Source organism: Aeromonas sp. 3P (assembly GCF_051919745.1).
Taxonomy (GTDB): Bacteria; Pseudomonadota; Gammaproteobacteria; order Enterobacterales; family Aeromonadaceae; genus Aeromonas; species Aeromonas veronii.
Genome location: NZ_JBQBED010000001.1, coordinates 3,399,938 through 3,420,676, shown reverse-complemented (window position 1 = coordinate 3,420,676; position 20,739 = coordinate 3,399,938). Strand labels below are relative to the sequence as shown.

Genomic DNA, 20,739 nt, shown 5'->3' with positions numbered 1-20,739 from the left:
CATATGATAAAAACCGGGAGAGAGGCCCACTCTCTCCCTGTCAGCTGGACCCAATGCACCTATGACCACACACCAGGAAGATGAAGTACTGGAACGACTGAACGAGCAGGATGGCCCCCGCGGCTTCTTTCTCGAAGCCGTGACCATCCTGGAAGAGGCGGTCGACTCCCTGATGCGACGCGCGTTCCGTCAGGAGGAGTATGCCGTCAAATACGCCATCGAACCCCTGCTCAACCAGAGCGGCCCCCTCGGCCAGCTGGAGGTGCGCCTCAAGCTCATCTTCGCCCTCGGCCTCATCTCACTCGAGCGCTATCAGGATATCGAAGCCTATATCAAGATCCGCGACTTTCTGGTGCGCGACCCCAAGGATTACCGCTTCAGCGACAAGCCGATCCGCGATCTGCTCGACCGCCTGCACGGGGTCAATCAGGGCGGCATGATGAAGCTGGAGCCCCCCGCCAGCGAAGAGGATTGGGCCTTCTACCAGATGCAGCTCAACCGGCTCGATCAGATGGTGCGCTCCGCACTGGTACTGGCGCTGGCCAACTGTGTCGGCGAGCTCCACAAGGAGAGCCCCATCTAATCCAGCCCCAAGGCCACCCCATCACCACGGTTGGCGTCTGGCTGGCGCCCTGCACACCACAGCCAGCCACCATGACGCCGACTGTCGCACATCTCCCCATCCCGGCCATGACGCACGCTCCTTCAGGTGTCAATCTGACCAACTTAGCCACTACACTAGCTCCATACTCACTGCCTGAATCGAGGTCTGCATGATTGCCCTCTCTCTGGCCGGGATCGCCCTGGTCTCCGTGCTGGCCCAATGGCTCGCCTGGTCGCTGCGGGTACCCGCCATCCTGTTTCTGCTGCTCACCGGCCTGACTCTGGGCCCGGTCAGCGGCCTGCTCGACCCCGATGCCCTGCTCGGGGATCTGCTGTTTCCGCTGGTCTCCCTGTCGGTGGCCATCATCCTGTTCGAGGGGGCGCTGACCCTCCATCTGGCCGAGCTCAAGGGGATCGGCAAGGTGGTGCGCAATCTCTGCTCCACCGGCATGCTGGTCAGTTTCGCCGTCATCGGCAGCGCCGGTTACTTCCTGCTGGGGCTGGACTGGCGGGTCGCCACCATGCTCGGCGCGGTACTGGTGGTAACGGGCCCGACGGTGATCGCCCCCATGCTCAACGTGATCCGCCCCACCCGGGAGGTGGACCGTATCCTGCGCTGGGAGGGGATCGTCATCGACCCCATCGGCGCCCTGTTTGCGGTGCTGGTGTTCGAGGCGGTGCGCCTCGGCAGTCAGGGAGATCTCATCGGCCACACCCTGCTGGCTCTGGCCAAAACGGTGGGGGTCGGCTCTCTGATCGGCGTAGTGGCGGGCTGGCTCACCACCCTGCTCATTCGCAAGGACTGGCTACCGGTCAGCCTGCACAAGTTCGGCGTGCTGGCGCTGGTGCTGGTCACCTTCAGCCTCTCCAACTGGCTCAGCCACGAGTCCGGCCTGCTGGCAGTGACCGTGTTCGGCATCTGGCTCGCCAATCAGGAGGGGCTGGATCTGGAGGAGGTGCTGGCATTCAAGGAGGATCTCGCGGTCATCCTTATCTCCAGCCTGTTTATCCTGCTGGCGGCCCGCCTCGATCTGGCACAGCTCTGGCAGCTCGGCCCCATGGTGCTGGCGCTGCTGTGCGTGGTGCAGTTTGTGGCGCGCCCGCTCTGTATTCTGGTCTCGACCTGGGGCTCGGATCTCTCCTGGCGAGCTCGCGCCCTGCTAAGCTGGATCGCCCCTCGCGGCATAGTCGCGGCGGCAGTCAGTGCCTCGTTTGCCATCAGCCTGCATCAGGCCGAGATCCCCGATGCCGACAAGCTGGTGCCGCTGGTATTTGCGGTGATCATCTCCACCGTGGTGTTGCAGAGCCTCACCTCGGCACCGCTGGCCAGCCTGCTCAAGATGCGCCAGAGCGCCCCCAACACCTGGCTCATCATAGGGGCCAACTCGGTGGCGCGGGCCATTGGCAAGGCGCTGGCAGATCAGGGGGTGCCGGTACAGCTCTGCGATCCCGCCTGGGAGTTCTGCAAACAGGCGCGGATGAGCAACCTCCCCTGCTATTTCGGCAACCCCCAGTCGGAACATGCCGAGCTGCACCTGCCGCTTACCAGCATCAGTACCGTGCTGGCACTCTCCCCCAACCGCCACAACAACGCCCTCGGGGTGCTGCACTTTGCCCACCTCTACGGCGAGGAGCAGGTCTACTCCCTGCGCTCCAGCGAGCAGCACGGCAAAGCCAACCGGGAGAGTGCCACCTTTCGCGCTCGCCAGAACCTGTTCGGCCCCGACATCAACTATGCCCGGCTGAGCGGCCTGCTGAGCCGGGGCGGCCAGATCAAGGCTACCCGCCTGAGCGAGGCATTCGACTGGACCCAGTATCAGACCGCCAATCCCGGCGCCATCCCGCTGTTCATCATGGATGGCAAGGGCAAGCCCCGGATCGTCACCGGCCCCGTCACCCCGCAGGCGGGTGAGCTGCTGATCGCCCTGCAGCCGCCCAGAGAGCAGGGCGCCGAATGAACGAAGCCAACCACAATCCGCTGGTCGCCCCTCTGCTGGTGCTGCTGCAACAGGCGGCGGGCAGCTACAAGGTGCATGAACTGATGGCGGCTCTGCGCCAGCAGGGAGCGATCCCCCGGCTGGCCGACGACGAGCAGCTGCAGCTGTTTCGGGTCAACTTCCTGATCATGAACGCCCTCTACCAGCTGCAGGCCGAGCTTTATGAAGAGGGTTGGTGGCTGGTGATCAGCACCCTGGATATCCGGCTCGAACCGCTGGCTGGGAACCTGGAGGCCAACCACGGCTTTGCCCTTGGCGAAAATCTGCGTAGCTACTATCTCGACTGGCAGGTGTTCTGGCAGACCGACCGTGCCGAAGTGGAGGCCCTGCTCAACCGCTTCTGGCGCGCTTACGACGGTGAGGGGCACAAAGCCGAGGCGCTGGCATTGTTCGAGTTGAATGAAGGGGTAAGTCAGGAGGCGCTCCGCCGCCGCTGGCGGGAGCTGGCACTGCTGCACCATCCGGATCGGGGCGGCAATGCCGAGACTTTTGTCCGCATCCGCTGGGCATGGGAGGTCCTGCGGGGATGATCCCGTTGCTGCATATAAAGGGCAGGCATAGACTGGAGCTGGATATTCCCCACAGGAGAGCATCATGACAGTCAGTGAACTTCGTAAGCTCTATCAGCAACAGATCCTGCAAGAGGCCGAAATACTCCACGATGTGGCTATTCCCGGCTGGCTCATCGAATTCAGAGGCAAGGATGGCGCCCTCTACGAGCTGACCGACACCCTCGGCTGCCCGGTCAGTTTCGGCACCGTTGAGCAGGCCCGCGAACATCTGCATCAGGTGGCCGACTGCCCGGTTCAGGTGGAGCACCTCTACCGCTTCTTCGAACGCTAGCGCCACCCACCGCACAGTAAAAAGGCTCCCGAGGGAGCCTTTTGTTATTCCGGTTGCTTTCTACTCCGGTTGCAGCGGTTCCGCCACCTTGCCCTCCAGCTTTCTTACCGGCTTTTGCAGGATCAGGTTGGCCGGATAGGTGACCAGATCGCCGTTGTCATCACGCACCCGCACATAGAAGAGGCCGATCTCGGTGATGACGCCGGTGACCGAATCATCTTTGTCGAGGATGCGGATCCGGTCGCCAATCTTGTAGGGGAAGGCGAAGAAGATGGTGATGCTGGCGGTGATGTTGGAGAGGATCGACCACTGGGCGACCATGGCGACCCCCAATACTGCAAAGAAGGAGGAGGCGAGCACCACCAGTCGGGAGAAGTCGAGCCCCCACACCCCGGCCAGCACCAGCAGGGTGGCGCAGCCGAGCAGGAAGTGGAACACATGGGCCACGTAGAGCACCCGGTTCTCGCTCACCTGCCTGCTCTGGCCGAGCGCCAGCAGACTCTTGTGAATAAGCCGCCGGATCAGGGTATGCCCCAGCAACAGCAGCAGGGTCAGACCAATTGATTGCCACATGGGTTATGCCTCCTTACCACCAGCGCCGATGCTTGAGCCAGATAGCCAGCCCGCTTGCCAGCGCCACCAAGGATCCGCAGAAGACCCAGAAGGCGGTCGGATTCTCGGCACCGGGGATACCGCCGAGGTTGATGCCAAACAGACCGGTCAGGAAGCTGGCAGGTAAAAAGAGCAGCGCCATCACCGACATCTGGTAGGCGCGGCGGTTGGTCGCCTCTGCCATCAGATTGTTGATCTCGTCTGCCAGCACGGCGGTGCGAGCCACCCCGGCATCGAGGTCATCGAGCCAGCGCCGCAGCCGGTCGGCGATATCGAGCAGACGACGGCGGTCATCCTCATCCAGCCAGCTGATCTTCTCGTTGGCCAGCCGTGCCACCAGATCCCGCTGGGGGGAAAGGTAGCGGCGGATCATGATGAGCTGCTTGCGGATCAGCGCCAAGCGGCCATTGGCGGGCATGTCGCGCATCAGCACCATCTCCTCCAGATCGAGGATCTTGTCGTGCAGCTCCTCGACAAACTCCCCCGCCCGATCGGTCAGGGCATCGCAGATCTCCACCAGCCAGTCGGCCGGGGTATCGGCGCCGCCCCCCAGCTTGAGCTGGTTGAACACATCCTGCTCGGAGAGCAGCGGACGACGACGGCTGCTGATGATGAGATCCGGGGTGATGAAGATGCGCAGCGCCACCATCTCTTCGGGCCTGTGATCCTTGTTGTGGTTGATGCCGCGCAGGATCAGCAGCACCGTCTCCCCCATCCGCACCAGCTTGGGACGATTGCTCTGGCCGAGCAGCGACTCCCTGGCCGCCTCGCTGAGCAAGGGGGTCTGCAACAGCCAGCGCGCCGAATCGGGATTGCCGTAATCCAGATGCAGCCAGCCGGGATGCGCCGCCGGGACTTCGCTTCCCGCCGTCAGCGGCGCCATGCCACCCTTGCCATCCAGAGTCAGGGCATAAATCACTTCACCGGGCACCCGATCCATCTCGTCTCCTTCTCGTTTCATATGCTGGCCCCAGCTTACACCAAAGGCGGGGCCGACTCAGCCCCGCGCCGGGAAGGGAGGCTTGTGTTAACATGCCCGCTCTCGTTTTCCATCCGCTTTAACTACAGGAAACCATGCCATGCCCATCTGGGTTGATGCCGATGCCTGCCCCATTCCGGTCAAGGAGATCCTCTACCGCGCCGCCCACCGCGCCCAGGTCGTCACCACCCTGGTGGCCAATCAGGGGTTACGGGTGCCCCCCTCGCCTTTCATCAAAACCCAGCAGGTGGAGAAGGGATTCGATGTGGCAGATCATGTCATCGCCCAGCAGGTTCAACCCGGCGATCTGGTGATCACCGGCGACATCCCTCTCGCCTCCTGGGTGATCGATGCCGGTGGCGAGGCGCTCAATCCCCGCGGCGAGATCTACACCCGCGAGACCATCAAGGCGCGGCTCGGCATGCGCAACTTTATGGAAGAGCTGCGCTCGGCTGGCGTGCAGACCGGCGGCCCGGCCCCCTTCAATGCTGCCGACAAACAGCGCTTCGCCAACGCCCTCGACAAGTGGCTGGTCAAAGGCAAGCTGTAAAGAGACCCTAAAGGCGCCCAACATGGGCGCTTTTTCGCCGTAACATCCTGATTTTTAAAATAAGAGCTGACCACAACCGTCAGGCTGGTAAGATGCGCCGCCATCTTGTCCACGCCGTAATCATCATGACCGCCCAAGGGCACCTGCTCTTCTCCGTTACCTGCACCCTGATCGCCCATAAACTGCAGCTCACTCCGGCGCTGGCCGATGCCAGCCTGTGGCAGACCATCCCTGCCGCGCTGGCCAGCGCCCTGTTGCCCGACCTCGACCACCCCAAATCGGTGCTGGGGCAGCGCCTGCCGTGGATCTCGAAACCTCTGTCGCGGCTGTTCGGCCATCGCGGCTTCACCCACAGTCTGCTGGCAGTCGCCGCTGCCGTCTGGGGGCTGAACCAGAGCCTGCCGCCGGGCACCCTGCCCATGGGGGTCAAGGATGCCCTGCTCGTCGGCTACCTCAGCCATCTGCTGGGGGACTGGCTCACCCCGGCGGGCATTCCGCTCTTCTGGCCCATCAAACGCCGTTACCGCCTGCCAGGCTGGCCGCTGCGCAGCGGCGGTGCCATCGAAACCGGCTTTTGCACCCTCACCCTGCTGGTTGCCGGCTGGTGGTGCGGCTGGCAGCTGTAAGCCAGAAACAAAAAAGCCCCTGACGAGGTCAGGGGCCCAAGCCGTGGTGCGAACCACTAGAGGATCAGATCATGATGCCTGCGATAACAGCAGAGAGCAGGCTGACCAGGGTAGAACCGTAGACCAGCTTCAGACCGAAGCGGGAAACCATGTTGCCCTTCTCTTCGTTCAGCGCTTTTACCGCACCGGCGATGATGCCGATGGAGCTGAAGTTGGCGAAGGAGACCATGAAGATGGAGAGGATACCGACGGTGCGCGGAGAGAGCTCGGCAGCCACCTTGCCCAGATCCATCATCGCCACAAACTCGTTGGTCACCAGCTTGGTCGCCATGATGGAGCCAGCTTGCAGCGCTTCACCACTCGGGATGCCCAGGATCCAGGCGATCGGGTAGAAGAGGTAGCCCATGACGAACTGGAAGTTCACGCCAAATGCCATCTCGAACAGGTAGTTGATGAGGGCGATCAGAGCGATGAAGCCCACCAGCATGGCACCCACGATCACGGCAACGGTGAAACCGGCCATGATGTACTCGCCCAGCATCTCGAAGAAGTTCTCTTTCTTCGGCGTGTGGTGCTCGTCACCTTCGGCAATGGCCTTGATGTCGGTCACGGAGTTATCCGGCTCGTAGGGGTTGATCAGCGACAGCACCACGAAGGTACTGAACATGTTGAGCACCAGCGCGGCAACCACATAGCGCGGCTCGATCAGCTGCATGTAGGCACCGACGATGGACATGGAGACGGTAGACATCGCCGTCGCCGCCAGGGTGTACATCTGCTTCTCGTTCAGGTGCGGCAGGATGTTCTTGAGGGCAATGAAGTTCTCGGACTGACCGACGATCATCGAGCTGATGGCGTTGAAAGACTCCAGCTTGCCCATGCCATTGATCTTGGCCAGCACGGTACCGATACCGCGGATCACCAGCGGCAGCAGGCGGATGTACTGCAGAATACCGATCAGCACGGAGATGAAGACGATGGGCATCAGCACCATCAGGAAGAAGGAGAAGGCCCCTTCGTTGACCAGACCACCGAACACGAAGTCGGTACCCTGTTTGGCAAACTCCATCAGCTTGGTGAAGCCGGCGGCAAAGCCCCCCACCACCGCCAGACCCACTTCGGAGTTCAGCATGAACCAGGCCAGCGCCAGTTCGACCACCAGCAGTTGGCCGATATAACGCAGCTTGATCTGTTTCCAGTTGTGGCGGTTAGCCAGCAGAGAGAGAGCGAGGACCATCACCAGTCCGAGCACAAAGTGAACGTATTCCATACCTGTAGCACCTGAGTAAATTGTAATTTTTGACCGGCGCCATCATAGACATTTGCACATTTAAAAATCAGATAGCCATCACAATCCCGCGCAATATTATGGAGGCAGGATAATACAAACGTTTTTAAATTAATTGTGCAATGAACTGATATTAATCGCGCAACATGGAAAATATAAATTCCTTTAAAAACATCATGCTGAGCAAGGTTTGCGCCGTTTTCATGTTCTTTGAAAATATTTCATCAGCATTTTCGCAACATTTCCTGTGGCGCAGTAACTGCTCGCAGAATATTTTCCAGTCATTATATTAAAATACTGAAAATAGAAAACGTTTATCCATGATAAATAATTAGATGAGTGTTTGAAAAATAGTCCTTATCGCATTGTCGGTGATCGTCCGCGATCGGTTTGGCAACAAATGAACCTTTCATGGCCCCTCGTGACCAGCCGTTCAAAAATCCGCCACATCCGGTGCCACATTCTGGTATGATGCGCGGCCTTAGCGCTAGCGCATCCCCGTTTTCTCCGAAATAGAGTCCTTTTGTGAACAACAGCGAATTTAGCAGCCTCAATCTCTCCCCCGCCCTGCAAGAGAACCTCACCAGCCTGGGTTACCTGCAGATGACCCCGATCCAGGCCCAGAGCCTGCCCCTGGTGCTCGATGGCAAAGACCTGATCGCCAAGGCAAAAACCGGCAGCGGCAAGACCGCCGCCTTCGGCCTCGGCCTGCTGGCCAAGCTCAACGTCAACCGCCTCGAAGTGCAGGCGCTGGTGCTCTGCCCGACCCGCGAACTGGCGGACCAGGTGGCTCAGGAGATCCGTCGTCTGGCGCGCGCCCTGCCCAACGTCAAGCTGGTGACCCTGTGCGGCGGCACCCCGACCGCACCGCAGTCCGCCACCCTGAGCTTTGGTGCCCACATTGCCGTCGGCACCCCGGGTCGTATTCTCAAGCATCTGGAGCAAGGCACGCTGGAGCTATCCGGCCTCAAGACGCTGGTGCTGGATGAAGCGGATCGCATGCTGGACATGGGCTTTGGCGAAGATATCAACCGGGTCATCAGCTATGCCCCCCAGCAGCGCCAGACCCTGCTCTTCTCCGCGACCTATCCGGAAGGGATCGCCCAGATGAGCCGCGGCGTGCAGCGCAATCCGGTCGAGGTGAGCGTGGAGTCCCTGCACGAGGGGAGCGCCATCGAACAGAAGCTCTACGAAGTGCCTGCCGGTCAGCGCCTCGACGCCCTCACCTGGCTGCTGAGCTACTACCAGCCCAGCTCCTGCGTGGTGTTCTGCAACACCAAGCGCGCCTGTAACGACGTAGCCGACCATCTGGCCGCCAAGGGCTTCTCGGCGCTGGCGCTGAATGGCGATCTGGAACAGCGCGAGCGGGATCAGGTGCTGGTGCGCTTTGCCAACGGCAGTGCCACCATTCTGGTGGCCACCGATGTGGCGGCCCGCGGCCTCGACATCAAGGAGCTGGGCGCCGTCATCAACTACGAGCTGACCTATGATCCGGAAGTGCACGTGCACCGCATCGGTCGTACCGGTCGTGCCGGCCAGCAGGGTCTGGCTCTGAGTCTCTATCAGCCGAACGAGGCCCAGCGCGTCAACTTTATCGAAGAGTACCAGCAGGCTCCGATGCCGCTGGGTGATCTCGACAGCATCGGCCGCGACATCAAGCCGATCGCCCCGCAGATGGTGACCCTCTCCATCGATGCAGGTCGCAAGACCAAGGTGCGGGCCGGTGACATTCTGGGTGCCCTGACGGGCGAAGGCGGCATTGCCGGCGCCGACGTCGGCAAGATCCAGATCTCCGAGCAGTACTCCTACGTCGCCGTGAAGCGCAGCGTGGCGAGCGCCGCCCTCAAGCGGTTGCAGGAAGGCAAGATCAAGGGTCGCAGCTACCGCGCCCGCAAACTGGGCTAAGGTTCTTTGCAAGCCGTTAGCCAGACCACAGGCGCCTGACAGGCGCCTGTTTCATATCTCCAATGCCGCCATGCGGCAAGACAGGCACCATGACCCAAGCAATCCAAACCGAAGTGAGCTGCCAGAACTGCGAAGCCTGCTGCTGCCGCCTCGAGGTGATGCTCTTTACCGATACCGGCGTGCCGGACCGTTATGTACTGGAACGGGATGGCGAGATACCGGTCATGCGCCGGCTGGACGATGGCTGGTGCGCCGCCCTCGACCGCAACACCATGATGTGCCGTATCTACGAGGTGCGACCGCTGATCTGCCGTGAATTCGAAATGGGTGAACCCGACTGCGTTGACGAGCGGGACAAGTGGTTTATCAAGCTGGAGTAAACCCGAGCCAACCAGAATTCGGGGTCGTCAAGCGCTCGCAGGTTCACAGGGAGCGGTGTTGAGCTGCTCCCCCAGCCACTGGATGGCCGCTGCCTCCTGCTCGAAGTAACGTACCGCCCGAAAGGGCAATCCCTTGAAGATGTTATCCGCCAGATAGCGCTTGAAGCCCCCTACGAAAACCACCGCCAGAAACTGACAGCCACTCTCGGCACACCAGCCAAACTGGCGACGAAAACAGGCCAGCACCTCGGGCCCGGCCGCTTCAAACTCGGTTGCGACCTCGACAATCCCCCAGGGGCCATCCATCAGACCGGCCAGTTCGTGACGAAATCGCGCCTCATAGGCCATGGCACCTGCCAAATTGAAGGGGCCACTCGGGCGGCAGATCAGCATCTGGCCCCTGCGCTCCATGTCGAATTGCCCATGTGGCTGCATGACTGCTCCCATTCCGTTACCACCACCATCGCCTGCAAATTGTTACCACAAGGTAATAATTTATAAGGAAAAGTCCAGCAGCAAACAGGCTTTCCCCAAAGCGTGGTCATCCTATCCAGCAAACCGTCGGCACCTCATGTTACCCACATCCCGCACTGAATCGGTCTCAAGATGTGCGATTGCAGTTAACGAAACGTTACTGCTATCATCCGCGCCGCCACAAACATTCCACCAGCCGAAAGGTTTGGCACCTCAACAAGGATGTGCAATGAAAAACAGGGACTCGAGTCATTACCAACGGATCTGGCGCTGGCACTTCTACGCCGGTCTCTTTGTCGCACCTTTCCTGATCCTGCTGTCACTGACCGGGATCGTCTATCTTCAAACCCCAGCTCGACAACCTGATGTACCCCGAGCTGATGAAGGTCACCCCCGCCAGCCAGACCCTGAGTGCCGACCAGCTACTGGCCAAGGCGATGATGACCATGCCCGATGCCAGCCTGCGTAAGTACCTGCCGCCTGCCGCTCCCGACCTGAGCGCTCAGTTCATCGTCAATCGGGGTGAACAGGAGCTGACTCTGTTTATGGATCCCGCCAGCGGCGCCCTGCTCGGCACCATGGATAACAAGTGGAATCTGCAGGCAGTCGCTCGCGCTCTGCACGCCGAGCTACTGCTCGGTACCACCGGAGATAGGCTGATCGAGCTGGCTGCCGGCTGGGGGATAGTGTTGCTGCTGAGCGTACTCTATCTCTGGTGGCCGCGCAAGGGGCCTGGCGTGGGCGGTATTCTCTGGCCCAGAGTGAGCCAGCGTGGCCGCCTCTGGTGGCGCGATCTGCACGCCGTGGTCGGCTTCTGGGGCGCAGGTTTCCTGCTGCTGTTGCTGTTGAGCGGCATGACCTGGACCGGTTTCTGGGGCGATCAGTTCGCCGCGGTCTGGAACCGCTTCCCGGCCGCCATGTGGAACGAGGTGCCCAAATCGGCGCCGCTGGCCCGCACCCTGAATCAGGCCCATGAGCAGACCGTCCCTTGGGCGGTGGAGAACACCCCCATGCCCAGCTCGCAGCCGGTCGATGAGGGGCACGATCACGGTGCCATGAACCACGGCGAGCACGAGGGAGTGGTGATGGCGAGCCAGCACATTGCGCTGCAACGGGTGGTCGAGATCGCTAATGAACGGGGAGTCCAACCGGGTTACAGCATCACACCGCCGGTCGGCGCCACCTGCGTCTACACCATCGCCCTGTTTGCCGACGATCCGCGCAACGACGCCACCCTGCATATCGATCAATACAGCGGCAAGGTGCTGGCCGATGTGCGCTGGCAGGATTACGGCCCGGTCGCCAAAACGGTGGAGAGCGGCGTCATGCTGCACATGGGCAAGCTCTACGGCTGGCCCCATCAGCTCGCCATGCTGCTTATTTGCCTGATGGTGCTGGCCAGCGCCGTGAGCGGCCTCTGGATCTGGTGGTGCCGCCGCCCGCAAGGGCGTCTCGCCGCGCCGCCATTGCCCGCCAAATTGCCGCCGATGCGTGGTGCCATCGCCCTGCTGATCCTGCTGGGGATCGCCTTCCCGCTGGTGGGCGCCTCCATGGTCGCCATCTGGCTGCTGGATACCCTGATTTTCTCCCGCCGCCCTCTCAGGGTGGCACGCGCCAGCTAGTCGATAACATCATTAACCAGCATAGAGGGCTCCCGCTTGGGAGCCCTCTCTGTTTCATGGCCGCCGACTATCACTCCTGCTCGACCAACAAGAGAATTTTCTTGGCCTTCTCGAAGTGATCGAGCTTGTGGGTCCGGATCCACCAGGTCGCCGCCTCCATCAACAACTCGGGATCGTCATTGCGATTGGCAAAAAAAGCATAAAAGGAGAGCCCGACCGTCTCCCCCTTCTGGGCGATTTTCTGCTGGCATACCTGAATGATTTTCTGTTTGAGTGATGCACGCATGGCAGTCTTCCTGTCTGACTGATTCAGTACCAACGCGTAGCATCGGCACACAAAAAGGGCTCCCGCCTCGGGAGCCCGTTTCACATAACAACAAGCCGGTCGTTCATCAGGAGAGCGCCAACCCGATGGAGAGCAGCAGGCTGAACAGAAACGCGCTGATGGCGGTCTTCTTGAGGGAACCGGTCAGCACCTCGCCATCGTAGCTTTCGCGAAGAGTCTTGGCCGCATCGCTGAGAGGCTTCATGGCGGGCAGGAAGATCCACGGCCAGAAACTGGCGGGCTGGATCAGGATAAAGGCGATGGTCGCCAGCAGCGCTGCCCCCAGCAGTACCCAGTGATAGGCGATGGCGCGATGGCGGCCAAGGCGCACCGCCAGGGTGATCTTGCCGCTGGCGGCGTCGGTCTCGATGTCGCGCACATTGTTGATATTGAGCACGGCGGTGGCCAGCAGGCCACAGGCGGTGGCAGGCAATAGCAGATCCCACTCCAGCGTCTTGGTGAAGAGGTAGTAGGAGCCGAGCACCCCGAGCAGGCCGAAGAAGAGGAACACAGAGATATCGCCAAACCCGCGATAGCCGTAAGGGGTCTTGCCGACGGTGTAGGTCACCGCCGCGACGATGGCCGCGCCACCCAGCACCACAAATGCCAAAATCTGCAGCCACTGGCCGCCGAAGGCACAGCCCAGCAACAGCAGGCCACTGGCCACCGCCGCCAGTGCGGTCAGCCCCATCGCCACGCACATCTGCTTTTTGGTGATAAGACCGGAGACCACCGCCCGCTGCGGACCGATCCGCTCGCCGTTGTCGGCGCCGGAGACCGCATCGCCGTAATCGTTGGCCAGATTGGAGAGGATCTGCAGCAGGATGGCGGTCAGCAGGGAGAGCGCCATGATGGCGCCATCGAAGGCACCACGACTGGCAGCCAGCCCCGAGCCCAGCAGGATGGAAGAGCAGGCGAGCGGCAATGTTCGCAAACGCGCCGCCAGCAACCAAACAGAGAAGGTATTTGTCATTTTGTGATGGCCAAACAATCGGATATTGATCGTGTTAAGGGTTATCGAACCGGATTTGGGTATACTTGGCCCCGGAGAGTGAAGCTCCCGCGGGCGATTTACATGGACGAATGGGCAGATAATATATAGGAAATCATCGCCCTTTGGCATAAACCTACGGCATCCAGCTACCGGATCGCTCGTTACTACCCGGCTCAGAAAAGAATCCATGTTGGCTCAGACCCATATCAAGCAACAACTGGACGCCCTGCGTCACAGCAAGGCCAGCGGCTTCGTGCGGCTGCGCGTGACGTTCGAGATCCGCTCTTTTCTGGGCTGGCTCGCGGCGCAAACCCTCTATCCGCGTATCTATTGGCATGCCCGTGGCCAGAGCAGCCCCGAATATGTCGCGCTGGGCGCCATTCAGGAGCTGACTGCGCCGGAAGATATCCGTCAGGTGTGCAGCAACACGGCAGAGCCCCATGATGACAGCCCCCGCTACTATGGCGGTCTGGCGTTCGATCCGGCCCAGTCCGGCTGGCAAGGGTTTGGCCCCTGCCGTTTCGTGCTGCCCCGCATCGAGCTGGTGCGCCGTGGCGAGTGCGTCAGTCTCTGCCTCAACCTCTGGCTGGATGAAAACAATCTCGAGGCCGAACTGCAGGCGGCCGACGCCGCCCTCGATGCCCTGCGCCCGGAAGCCCCGCTGCCCGCCCTGCAAAAGCAGCCTTGGCAGCGACAGGATTGCCCCGGCCCCGCCCAGTGGCAGACGCTGGTTGAGCGCGTCACTGCCCCCGATTTTCAGGCCCACACTCCCAAGGTGGTGCTGTCGCGGGAGAGCCTGCTGACCAGTCCGAACCATGATGCGGATATCAATCCCTGGGCCATGCTCGACCAGTGGGCCCGCCACGCCCAGGACTGCTTCCACTTCGGTTTTCAATTCTCCCCCGAGCAGGCCTTTATCGCCTGCTCCCCCGAGCGGCTCTACCGCCGGGAAGATCGCCACCTCTTTACTGAGGCGCTGGCGGGCACCATCCGCCGCTCCGGCGATGAAGAGGTGGATGCCCAACTGGCTGCCGAGCTGCTGGCCGACAGCAAGAACCGGCTGGAGAACCGGCTGGTACATGCCGACATCCTCAGCCGTCTGGCGCCACTGACCCACGATGCCACCCTGACCGAGCCGCGCATTCTCAAACTGCGGCTGCTGCAGCACCTCAAGTGCGATATCGAAGCCGAGCTCAAACCTGGGGTCTGCGACTGGCACCTGCTCGACGCCCTTCATCCGACTCCTGCGGTGGGCGGTGCCCCGCGCGAAGCGGCGCTCGCCTTTATCCGCGAGTTCGAACCCTATAATCGGGGCTGGTACGCCGGTGCTTGCGGCATGCTGAGCCGGGAGACCTCGGAGTTCTCGGTCGCCATTCGCAGCGCCCGCATTCAGCCGGGCAGCGTCACCCTGTTTGCCGGTGCCGGCATTGTCGCCGGTTCCGAGCCTGTCGCCGAGTGGGCCGAGCTCGACAACAAGATCGCCAATGTGCTCTCCCTGCTGGGATAGTCATTCACCCTTTTCACGCTACGAGAGCCCCTATGCCCACCCGTAAAGAGCCTGCCAGCGAAGAGTTTGCCTGCCCCCCGTTTTCGAACCAGCACGCCACCTTCAACCACGTCTGGTCCTCCCTCTTGCTGGAGGAGCTCTTTCGCCTCGGGGTGCGCGACATCGCGCTGGCCCCCGGCTCCCGCTCTGCGCCGCTGACCATGGCGGCCGCGGCCCATCAGGGCTTTCGTCGTCACCTGCACTTTGACGAGCGCGGCCTCGGCTTTATGGCGCTCGGGCTGGCCAAGGGGAGCAACCGGCCGGTGGCGGTGATCATGACCTCGGGCACCGCGGTAGCCAACCTCTGGCCCGCCGTGGCAGAGGCCCAGCTCACCGGCGTGCCGCTGATTATTCTCTCCGCCGATCGCCCTCACGAGCTTATCGACAACGGCGCCAATCAGGCGATCGACCAGCAGGGGATCTTCGGCCGCTACCCCGTCTATCAGCAGAACCTGCCGAGCCCCACCCCGACCATTCCGGCGGCGTTTGTGCTGAGTTCGGTGGACCAAGCCTTGGCCAAGCAGGTGCTCACCCCCGGGGTGGTGCACTTCAACTGCATGTACCCCGAGCCCCTCTACCCGGGCGAGCACTATCAGGATTTCTCCGACTATCTGGCCCCCCTCGGTGACTGGCTCAACTCGCAGACACCCTGGAGTCCGTGGCAACAGAGCGAACCGACTTGCCCTCCTCAGGCGGAGTGGGAAACCTTTCGACAACAGCGCGGCATCGTTGTAGCTGGCCGCATTACAGACCCGAATCAGGCACAGGCCGTCGCCACACTGGCAGAACTACTCGGCTGGCCGCTACTGGCAGACCTGCAGAGCCAGATCCGCTTCGATAGCCGCAACCTCATCCATATGGATATGGCGCTCAACGACCCTGAATTCGTCGCCGAGCTGGGCCGCGCCGAGGTGCTGCTGCAATTTGGCGCGCGGCTTGTCTCCAAGCGGCTTGGCCAGTTCATAAAACACCATTCATGGCAGGATTACTGGCTGGTGGATCCGCAACCGGCGCGGCTAGATCCCGACTACCGGCTGCGCAACCGGCTGCTCTGCAGTGCCAGCGCCTTTGCTGCGGCCCATCCGGTCACCACACAAGCCCCTTGGCACACATTGGCAGAGCTGCAACATAACGCCAGCCAGCAGATCACCGCCGCCTGCGAGCACTTCTCCGAGCTCGGGGTCTGCCATCGCCTCAACCGCCTGATCGAAGGGCAACTGTTTGTCGGCAACAGCATGCCAGCCCGACTGATGGATATGCTCGGCGAAACGGGCAAGGGGCCGAGCCGGGTGATGACCAACCGCGGCGCCTCCGGCATCGATGGCCTGATCGCCACCGCCTACGGTTTTGCCCAATCAATCGAGCAGGACAGTGATGAGCCCACCACCCTGCTGCTTGGGGATCTCAGCGCCCTGCACGACCTCAACAGCCTCGCCCTGCTCAGCAAGGCGAGTCGACCGCTGGTGGTGATCCTGCTCAACAACGATGGCGGCAGCATCTTTCGTATGTTGCCGGTGCCCACCGAAGGGGAGCTGCTGGAGAGCTACTACCGGCTGCCCCACGGCCTCAGTTTTGAACATGCTGCCGCCATGTTTGGTCTCGCCTATCGGGCGCCGACCACCCTGCCTGAGTTCGAACGCGATTACAGCGCCGCCCTCCAACATGGCGTTACCTTGATCGAGATCCGGGTACCGAGCGAGCAGGTGGCCGATGATCTCAAGGCGCTGGGGGCCGCCATCCGTGGCAAATAAAGATGCCAATGTACCACTGGTGCTACTGCACGGCCTGCTGGGGGATAGCGGCGACTGGCAACCGGTGATCGACCGGCTGCCCGCCATCCGATGCATCACCCTCGATCTGCCGGGTCATGGTCAGCATAGCGCTCTCAACGTCAACGACTTTGAGCAGAGCCACCAGTGGCTGGTCGCCGAGCTGGCCAGCCGCAACCTTGAACGCTATCTGCTGGCGGGTTACTCGCTGGGTGGGCGACTGGCCCTCTATCACGCCAGCCGCGAGCCCGCCGGGCTGCAGGGGCTGCTGCTGGAGAACTGCAACCCGGGACTACCGGCCAGTGAACGGGCCGCCCGCATCCAGCACGATGAACAGTGGGCGCAGCGCTTTGAGCATGAGCCCCTGGCTGACGTGCTTGCAGACTGGTACCGGCAAGGGGTGTTTGCCGATCTTGACGATGCGGCCCGGGCCAGCCAGATCGCCCGCCGCCTTGGCAACGACGGTCAGGGCATCGCCACCATGCTGCGCGCCACCTCGCTAGGCAAGCAGCCGGATCTCGCCCCCTGGCTCATGGCGAGCCAGCTGCCGGTTACTTATGTGAGTGGCAAGCGGGATCACAAATTCCATCAGCTGGCTTGCCAGCTGGCAAACCAGGATCGCAGAATCAACCACTTGGTGCTGGATGGCGGCCATAATCTGCACGCCCATCAGCCTGATAACTTTGCCCGACTCCTCGCGGAGTGGGTCAACCAACAAGAAGAGACGAGTCATGATTGAAGCAATGACGGAAGCTGAACTGTATGCACCCGTTCAACATGCCGGGATTGCTCAACTCAGTGTTCAACTCGGTGCTCAACTGCACTCTCCCAGATCAGAAGGAAAAAAACCATGATTGAAGCAATGACGGAAGCGGAACTGTACGCTCCTGTTGAGTGGCAGGATTGCTCCGCCGGTTACGAGGACATCCTCTATCACAAGTCCAACGATGGCATTGCCAAGATCACCATCAACCGTCCCCAGGTGCGCAACGCCTTCCGCCCCCGCACCGTCAAAGAGATGCTGCAGGCACTGGCCGATGCCCGTTATGACGATCAGGTCGGTACCATCATCCTGACCGGTTTTGGCGAGAAAGCCTTCTGCGCCGGCGGCGACCAGAAGATCCGTGGCGACTACGGTGGATACCGGGATGATGAGGGGACTCACCACCTCAACGTGCTCGACTTCCAGCGCGACATCCGCACCTGCCCGAAACCTGTTGTTGCCATGGTGGCCGGTTACGCAGTCGGTGGCGGCCACGTGCTGCACATGATGTGTGACCTGACCATCGCCGCCGACAACGCCCAGTTTGGCCAGACCGGCCCGAAAGTAGGCTCTTTCGACGGCGGTTGGGGTGCTTCCTACATGGCTCGTATCGTCGGCCAGAAGAAGGCCCGCGAAATCTGGTTCCTCTGCCGCATGTACGATGCCCAGCAAGCCCTCGACATGGGTCTGGTCAACACCGTCGTGCCGCTGGCAGAACTGGAGCGCGAAACCGTGCGCTGGTGCCGTGAAATGCTGCAAAACAGCCCGATGGCGCTGCGTTGCCTGAAAGCCGCCCTCAACGCTGACTGTGATGGTCAGGCGGGCTTGCAGGAGCTGGCGGGCAATGCCACCATGCTCTTCTACATGACCGAAGAGGGTCAGGAAGGCCGCAACGCTTTCAATGAAAAGCGTCGCCCCGACTTCTCCAAATACAAGCGGAACCCCTGATGACACTAGCCCTGTATCGCTATCAACTGCCTTTTACCCAGCCACTGACCTTTCACGGCAAGGTGGAGGTGGCGCGAGAGGGGCTGTTGGTGCGCATCAACGACGGCTGGGGGGAAATTGCCCCCCTGCCCGGCTTCTCGAAAGAGAGCCTGCAACAGGCAGAGGCAGAAGCCCTTGCCACGCTGGCAGCCTTGGCCGCCGGCGACACCCCGAACCCCGTGCTGCCGTCGGTGCAATTTGGCCTCGACTGCGCGCGCCGGACATGGCCCGAGCAGCGCAACCCGCTGCCGGAGCCCTATCCCCTCATTCAAGGCTCCCCCCAGGAGCTGCTGCGCAACTGGAAAGAGTGGCTGCACCGCACGCCCGGCAAGGCCAAGCTTAAGGTGGCGCGCTACCCGATGCGTGACGAGCTGGCGCTGATCCGCCTGCTGTGCGATCGCCTCCCCTCCCTCAAGCTGGTGCTGGATGCCAACCAGGGCTGGACTCGCGAGGAGGCGTGGACCTTCTGCGGCCACCTCGACCCGAATCGTATCGAGTATCTGGAAGACCCTTGCGCCGACTTTGCCGATATCGCCTTTGTCGCCAACCGCACCGGCATGCCGGTGGCGCTGGACGAACTGCTGGCACAAGGCAAGCCGTGGGAGCCGATCCCGCAACTGCGCGCGCTGGTGCTCAAGCCTACCCTGCTCGGTTCACTCGCCAACTGCGAAGCGCTGATCGCCCGCGCCCGCGAACTGCGGCTCAAGGTGATCATCTCCTCCTGCTTCGAATCGGATCTGGGCCTGAACCAGCTGTTTCATCTGGCGGGCGAATGGGCGCCGGAACAGGCGCCGGGTCTGGATACCCGCCGCTGGATGGCAGGCAATCTGCTGGGGGAAGATGGCAAACCGGATCTGAGCCGACTGGAGCAACTGTATTACCGTGATTGACCCCTCCCGTTCACCCGAACAGACGCCTTGCCCGGTACGCCACCGGGCAATCACAGCCCCGAACCGCATTGCCATCCACACCGCCTCGCCTCTCAGTTATCGCCAGCTCGATGCTCGCCTCAACAGCCTGTGCCAACAGCTGGAACAAGCCGGAGTGCGTCGTGGCGCTCATCTGGCGGCGGTGGTGCGCGGTGCGCTGGAAGATGTGCTGCTGGCGTGGGCCTGCGTACGCAGCGGCGTGGTGTTCTGCCCGCTCAACCCCGCCTTTCCTCTCGAAAAGCAGCGCGAGCTGGCGGTGCAACTCGATGCCGATGCCTTCTGGTCGGCAGGGGAGATCCCGGCAGACAACTGGCAGCCCTTGCAGCTCGACTTCACGCGCGAACTGCCGGCAAGCGAGGAAGCGTGGCCGCTGGAATCGACTCAGCTCAACAACATGATCCTCACCTCCGGCTCCAGCGGTACGCAGAAAGCGGTGGCGCACCGGCTCTGCAACCACCTTGCCTCGGCACGCGGCTCTGCCACCCTCATTCCCCTCGATGAGACCTGCGGCTGGCTGCTCTCCCTGCCACTGTTCCATGTGGGCGGCTACGCCATCCTGTTTCGGGTCTTTCTGGCGGGTGCGACTCTGGTACTGGATCAACGTGAACGCCCCCTCAAGGAGCGGCTGGAGTGCCAACCCATCACTCACTTGTCTCTGGTACCTACCCAACTCTGGCGCCTGCTGGCAGAGGGCTTTGATCCCACCCGTACCCGCCTGCGCGAGCTGCTGCTCGGTGGCGCCGCCATCCCGCAGCCGCTGGTGAGCCGCCTCTGCGCCATGGGGCTCGAACCCAAGGTGAGTTATGGTCTCTCCGAGATGGGGAGCCAGGTCTGCACCGCTATCCCCGGCGATGCAGGCGTAGTTGGCAAACCGCTACCGGGACGGGAAGTGTGCATCAGGGAGCAGGAGATCTGCGTGCGCGGCGCCACCCTGTTTGCCGGTTACTACCGAGATGGCGAGCTGGAACGACCCCTCGATGACGAGGGCTGGTTTCATACCCGCGACAAGGGGAGGTTCACTGCGGCAGGGGAACTGCTGGTAGAGGGACGGCTCGATAACCTCTTTATCTCAGGTGGCGAAAACATCCAGCCCGAAACCATCGAGCAGCGACTGGTAGATCATCCCGCTGTCGCCCAGGCGCTGGTGGTGCCGGTGCCGAGCGACGAGTGGGGGCAACGCCCCGCCGCCTTTATCGACTGGCACGGCGAGCCGGTGCCCTACCCCGAACTGGCAGCCTGGATCCGTAGCGCCCTGCCCGGCTTTATGGTCCCCGACCACTGGCTCCCCTGGCCCGATCTTGGCGGCAATCTCAAGCCCTCTCGCCAACTGCTGGGCAAGGTAGCCCGACAACAAACCACTCGGGCACGACAAGCTGAATGAGATCGGACTCACAATTTACCGATCTTCTTTGAAAACAAAAAAGAAACATGTGAGTCCTTACTGCGGCGCCAACCCACGATAATTCGATCAGACTCAAAAAGTCACCATCTTATTGATTTATCTGATTTTTAATTGGCAATTGATATCCCTTTGGAACTGTTTAAAT

General features: G+C 61.7%; 21 protein-coding genes and 1 pseudogene. 16 read left to right on the top strand and 6 right to left on the bottom strand.

Features of this window, described 5'->3' with window-relative positions; translation table 11 throughout:
- Positions 1–61 precede the first annotated feature (61 nt).
- The 4 genes from ACTG19_RS15850 to ACTG19_RS15835 all read left to right on the top strand — a co-directional run bounded on the left by ACTG19_RS15850 (position 62) and on the right by ACTG19_RS15835 (position 3,443).
- On the top strand, positions 62–583 hold the full coding sequence (locus ACTG19_RS15850; RefSeq protein ID WP_247823521.1) for an MltR family transcriptional regulator: 522 nt from the start codon (positions 62–64) through the stop codon (positions 581–583).
- A 190-nt stretch (positions 584–773) separates the two neighbouring features.
- Complete coding sequence (locus ACTG19_RS15845; protein WP_257686730.1) at positions 774–2,561, top strand: cation:proton antiporter; 1,788 nt, start codon at positions 774–776, stop codon at positions 2,559–2,561.
- A complete protein-coding gene (locus ACTG19_RS15840) occupies positions 2,558–3,130 on the top strand; it encodes a DNA-J related domain-containing protein (RefSeq protein WP_047436908.1) in 573 nt (190 codons plus the stop codon). The genes ACTG19_RS15845 and ACTG19_RS15840 overlap by 4 nt, the downstream gene beginning before the upstream one ends.
- A 64-nt stretch (positions 3,131–3,194) precedes the next feature.
- The gene (locus ACTG19_RS15835) at positions 3,195–3,443 is read left to right on the top strand and encodes a hypothetical protein (protein WP_005363113.1); all 249 of its coding nucleotides are present in this window, start codon (positions 3,195–3,197) and stop codon (positions 3,441–3,443) included.
- A 60-nt stretch (positions 3,444–3,503) separates the two neighbouring features.
- On the opposite strand, the gene ACTG19_RS15830 is transcribed toward ACTG19_RS15835, so the two are convergent.
- Positions 3,504–4,016 (bottom strand): mechanosensitive ion channel domain-containing protein, encoded by a 513-nt coding sequence (locus ACTG19_RS15830; RefSeq protein WP_005354921.1) that lies wholly within the window; start codon positions 4,014–4,016, stop codon positions 3,504–3,506.
- A gap of 13 nt (positions 4,017–4,029) precedes the next feature.
- Positions 4,030–4,995 (bottom strand): zinc transporter ZntB, encoded by a 966-nt coding sequence (zntB, locus tag ACTG19_RS15825; protein ID WP_005341467.1) that lies wholly within the window; start codon positions 4,993–4,995, stop codon positions 4,030–4,032.
- Positions 4,996–5,134: 139 nt separating this feature from the next.
- Here zntB and ACTG19_RS15820 point away from each other — a divergent pair, with 139 nt between their 5' ends.
- Both ACTG19_RS15820 and ACTG19_RS15815 read left to right on the top strand, forming a co-directional pair.
- Complete coding sequence (locus ACTG19_RS15820; protein ID WP_005335916.1) at positions 5,135–5,584, top strand: YaiI/YqxD family protein; 450 nt, start codon at positions 5,135–5,137, stop codon at positions 5,582–5,584.
- Positions 5,585–5,709: 125 nt separating this feature from the next.
- A complete protein-coding gene (locus ACTG19_RS15815) occupies positions 5,710–6,210 on the top strand; it encodes a metal-dependent hydrolase (RefSeq protein ID WP_439989607.1) in 501 nt (166 codons plus the stop codon).
- Positions 6,211–6,274: 64 nt separating this feature from the next.
- Here the strand turns inward: ACTG19_RS15815 and ACTG19_RS15810 are convergent, their stop codons facing one another.
- Positions 6,275–7,480: a NupC/NupG family nucleoside CNT transporter gene (locus ACTG19_RS15810; protein WP_005363118.1), complete on the bottom strand. Its 1,206-nt coding sequence runs from the start codon at positions 7,478–7,480 to the stop codon at positions 6,275–6,277.
- 543 nt (positions 7,481–8,023) lie between these two features.
- Between ACTG19_RS15810 and dbpA the strand changes: the two genes are divergently transcribed.
- Both dbpA and ACTG19_RS15800 read left to right on the top strand, forming a co-directional pair.
- The gene (dbpA, locus tag ACTG19_RS15805; protein ID WP_040067082.1) at positions 8,024–9,403 is read left to right on the top strand and encodes an ATP-dependent RNA helicase DbpA; all 1,380 of its coding nucleotides are present in this window, start codon (positions 8,024–8,026) and stop codon (positions 9,401–9,403) included.
- Positions 9,404–9,492: 89 nt separating this feature from the next.
- Positions 9,493–9,783, top strand: a complete 291-nt coding sequence (locus ACTG19_RS15800; RefSeq protein ID WP_113739883.1) for a YkgJ family cysteine cluster protein — start codon at positions 9,493–9,495, stop codon at positions 9,781–9,783.
- 27 nt (positions 9,784–9,810) lie between these two features.
- On the opposite strand, the gene ACTG19_RS15795 is transcribed toward ACTG19_RS15800, so the two are convergent.
- The gene (locus ACTG19_RS15795) at positions 9,811–10,218 is read right to left on the bottom strand and encodes a hypothetical protein (protein ID WP_439989254.1); all 408 of its coding nucleotides are present in this window, start codon (positions 10,216–10,218) and stop codon (positions 9,811–9,813) included.
- A gap of 268 nt (positions 10,219–10,486) precedes the next feature.
- Between ACTG19_RS15795 and ACTG19_RS15790 the strand changes: the two are divergent.
- A pseudogene (locus tag ACTG19_RS15790) lies at positions 10,487–11,879 on the top strand (PepSY-associated TM helix domain-containing protein).
- 70 nt (positions 11,880–11,949) lie between these two features.
- Here ACTG19_RS15790 and ACTG19_RS15785 read toward each other — a convergent pair.
- Both ACTG19_RS15785 and ACTG19_RS15780 read right to left on the bottom strand, forming a co-directional pair.
- On the bottom strand, positions 11,950–12,165 hold the full coding sequence (locus tag ACTG19_RS15785; protein WP_005363132.1) for a DUF6500 family protein: 216 nt from the start codon (positions 12,163–12,165) through the stop codon (positions 11,950–11,952).
- Positions 12,166–12,271: 106 nt separating this feature from the next.
- Positions 12,272–13,177: a 1,4-dihydroxy-2-naphthoate polyprenyltransferase gene (locus ACTG19_RS15780; RefSeq protein ID WP_162628413.1), complete on the bottom strand. Its 906-nt coding sequence runs from the start codon at positions 13,175–13,177 to the stop codon at positions 12,272–12,274.
- Positions 13,178–13,385: 208 nt separating this feature from the next.
- On the opposite strand from ACTG19_RS15780, the gene ACTG19_RS15775 reads away from it, so the two are divergent.
- The 7 genes from ACTG19_RS15775 to menE are packed head-to-tail and all read left to right on the top strand — an operon-like array spanning position 13,386 to position 20,573.
- Positions 13,386–14,705, top strand: coding sequence for an isochorismate synthase (locus tag ACTG19_RS15775; RefSeq protein WP_113739887.1), 1,320 nt, complete (start codon positions 13,386–13,388; stop codon positions 14,703–14,705).
- Between the two features lie 32 nt (positions 14,706–14,737).
- Complete coding sequence (menD, locus tag ACTG19_RS15770; RefSeq protein WP_439989253.1) at positions 14,738–16,495, top strand: 2-succinyl-5-enolpyruvyl-6-hydroxy-3-cyclohexene-1-carboxylic-acid synthase; 1,758 nt, start codon at positions 14,738–14,740, stop codon at positions 16,493–16,495.
- Positions 16,455–17,252, top strand: a complete 798-nt coding sequence (gene menH, locus ACTG19_RS15765; RefSeq protein ID WP_439989252.1) for a 2-succinyl-6-hydroxy-2,4-cyclohexadiene-1-carboxylate synthase — start codon at positions 16,455–16,457, stop codon at positions 17,250–17,252. The genes menD and menH overlap by 41 nt, the downstream gene beginning before the upstream one ends.
- Positions 17,245–17,367, top strand: a complete 123-nt coding sequence (locus ACTG19_RS15760; RefSeq protein ID WP_265177483.1) for a hypothetical protein — start codon at positions 17,245–17,247, stop codon at positions 17,365–17,367. Before menH ends, ACTG19_RS15760 begins: the two co-directional genes overlap by 8 nt.
- Entirely contained in the window at positions 17,364–18,224 is an 861-nt protein-coding gene (gene menB, locus ACTG19_RS15755) for a 1,4-dihydroxy-2-naphthoyl-CoA synthase (protein ID WP_021231674.1), read from the top strand. Before ACTG19_RS15760 ends, menB begins: the two co-directional genes overlap by 4 nt.
- The gene (menC, locus tag ACTG19_RS15750; RefSeq protein WP_005335937.1) at positions 18,224–19,153 is read left to right on the top strand and encodes an o-succinylbenzoate synthase; all 930 of its coding nucleotides are present in this window, start codon (positions 18,224–18,226) and stop codon (positions 19,151–19,153) included. Before menB ends, menC begins: the two co-directional genes overlap by 1 nt.
- A complete protein-coding gene (menE, locus tag ACTG19_RS15745) occupies positions 19,146–20,573 on the top strand; it encodes an o-succinylbenzoate--CoA ligase (protein WP_201989993.1) in 1,428 nt (475 codons plus the stop codon). Before menC ends, menE begins: the two co-directional genes overlap by 8 nt.
- The last annotated feature ends 166 nt before the right edge of the window (positions 20,574–20,739 follow it).

Coding starts and splice junctions, on each gene's coding strand:
- ACTG19_RS15835 (WP_005363113.1), top strand. CDS start 3,195: ATGACAGTCAGTGAACTTCGTAAGCTCTATCAGCAACAGATCCTGCAA.
- ACTG19_RS15785 (WP_005363132.1), bottom strand. CDS start 12,165: ATGCGTGCATCACTCAAACAGAAAATCATTCAGGTATGCCAGCAGAAA.
- menC (WP_005335937.1), top strand. CDS start 18,224: ATGACACTAGCCCTGTATCGCTATCAACTGCCTTTTACCCAGCCACTG.
- ACTG19_RS15775 (WP_113739887.1), top strand. CDS start 13,386: ATGTTGGCTCAGACCCATATCAAGCAACAACTGGACGCCCTGCGTCAC.
- menD (WP_439989253.1), top strand. CDS start 14,738: ATGCCCACCCGTAAAGAGCCTGCCAGCGAAGAGTTTGCCTGCCCCCCG.
- ACTG19_RS15820 (WP_005335916.1), top strand. CDS start 5,135: ATGCCCATCTGGGTTGATGCCGATGCCTGCCCCATTCCGGTCAAGGAG.
- zntB (WP_005341467.1), bottom strand. CDS start 4,995: ATGGATCGGGTGCCCGGTGAAGTGATTTATGCCCTGACTCTGGATGGC.
- ACTG19_RS15840 (WP_047436908.1), top strand. CDS start 2,558: ATGAACGAAGCCAACCACAATCCGCTGGTCGCCCCTCTGCTGGTGCTG.
- ACTG19_RS15810 (WP_005363118.1), bottom strand. CDS start 7,480: ATGGAATACGTTCACTTTGTGCTCGGACTGGTGATGGTCCTCGCTCTC.
- ACTG19_RS15800 (WP_113739883.1), top strand. CDS start 9,493: ATGACCCAAGCAATCCAAACCGAAGTGAGCTGCCAGAACTGCGAAGCC.
- menB (WP_021231674.1), top strand. CDS start 17,364: ATGATTGAAGCAATGACGGAAGCGGAACTGTACGCTCCTGTTGAGTGG.
- ACTG19_RS15815 (WP_439989607.1), top strand. CDS start 5,710: ATGACCGCCCAAGGGCACCTGCTCTTCTCCGTTACCTGCACCCTGATC.
- ACTG19_RS15845 (WP_257686730.1), top strand. CDS start 774: ATGATTGCCCTCTCTCTGGCCGGGATCGCCCTGGTCTCCGTGCTGGCC.
- ACTG19_RS15830 (WP_005354921.1), bottom strand. CDS start 4,016: ATGTGGCAATCAATTGGTCTGACCCTGCTGCTGTTGCTGGGGCATACC.
- ACTG19_RS15795 (WP_439989254.1), bottom strand. CDS start 10,218: ATGCAGCCACATGGGCAATTCGACATGGAGCGCAGGGGCCAGATGCTG.
- menH (WP_439989252.1), top strand. CDS start 16,455: ATGATCTCAAGGCGCTGGGGGCCGCCATCCGTGGCAAATAAAGATGCC.
- ACTG19_RS15760 (WP_265177483.1), top strand. CDS start 17,245: ATGATTGAAGCAATGACGGAAGCTGAACTGTATGCACCCGTTCAACAT.
- ACTG19_RS15850 (WP_247823521.1), top strand. CDS start 62: ATGACCACACACCAGGAAGATGAAGTACTGGAACGACTGAACGAGCAG.
- ACTG19_RS15780 (WP_162628413.1), bottom strand. CDS start 13,177: ATGACAAATACCTTCTCTGTTTGGTTGCTGGCGGCGCGTTTGCGAACA.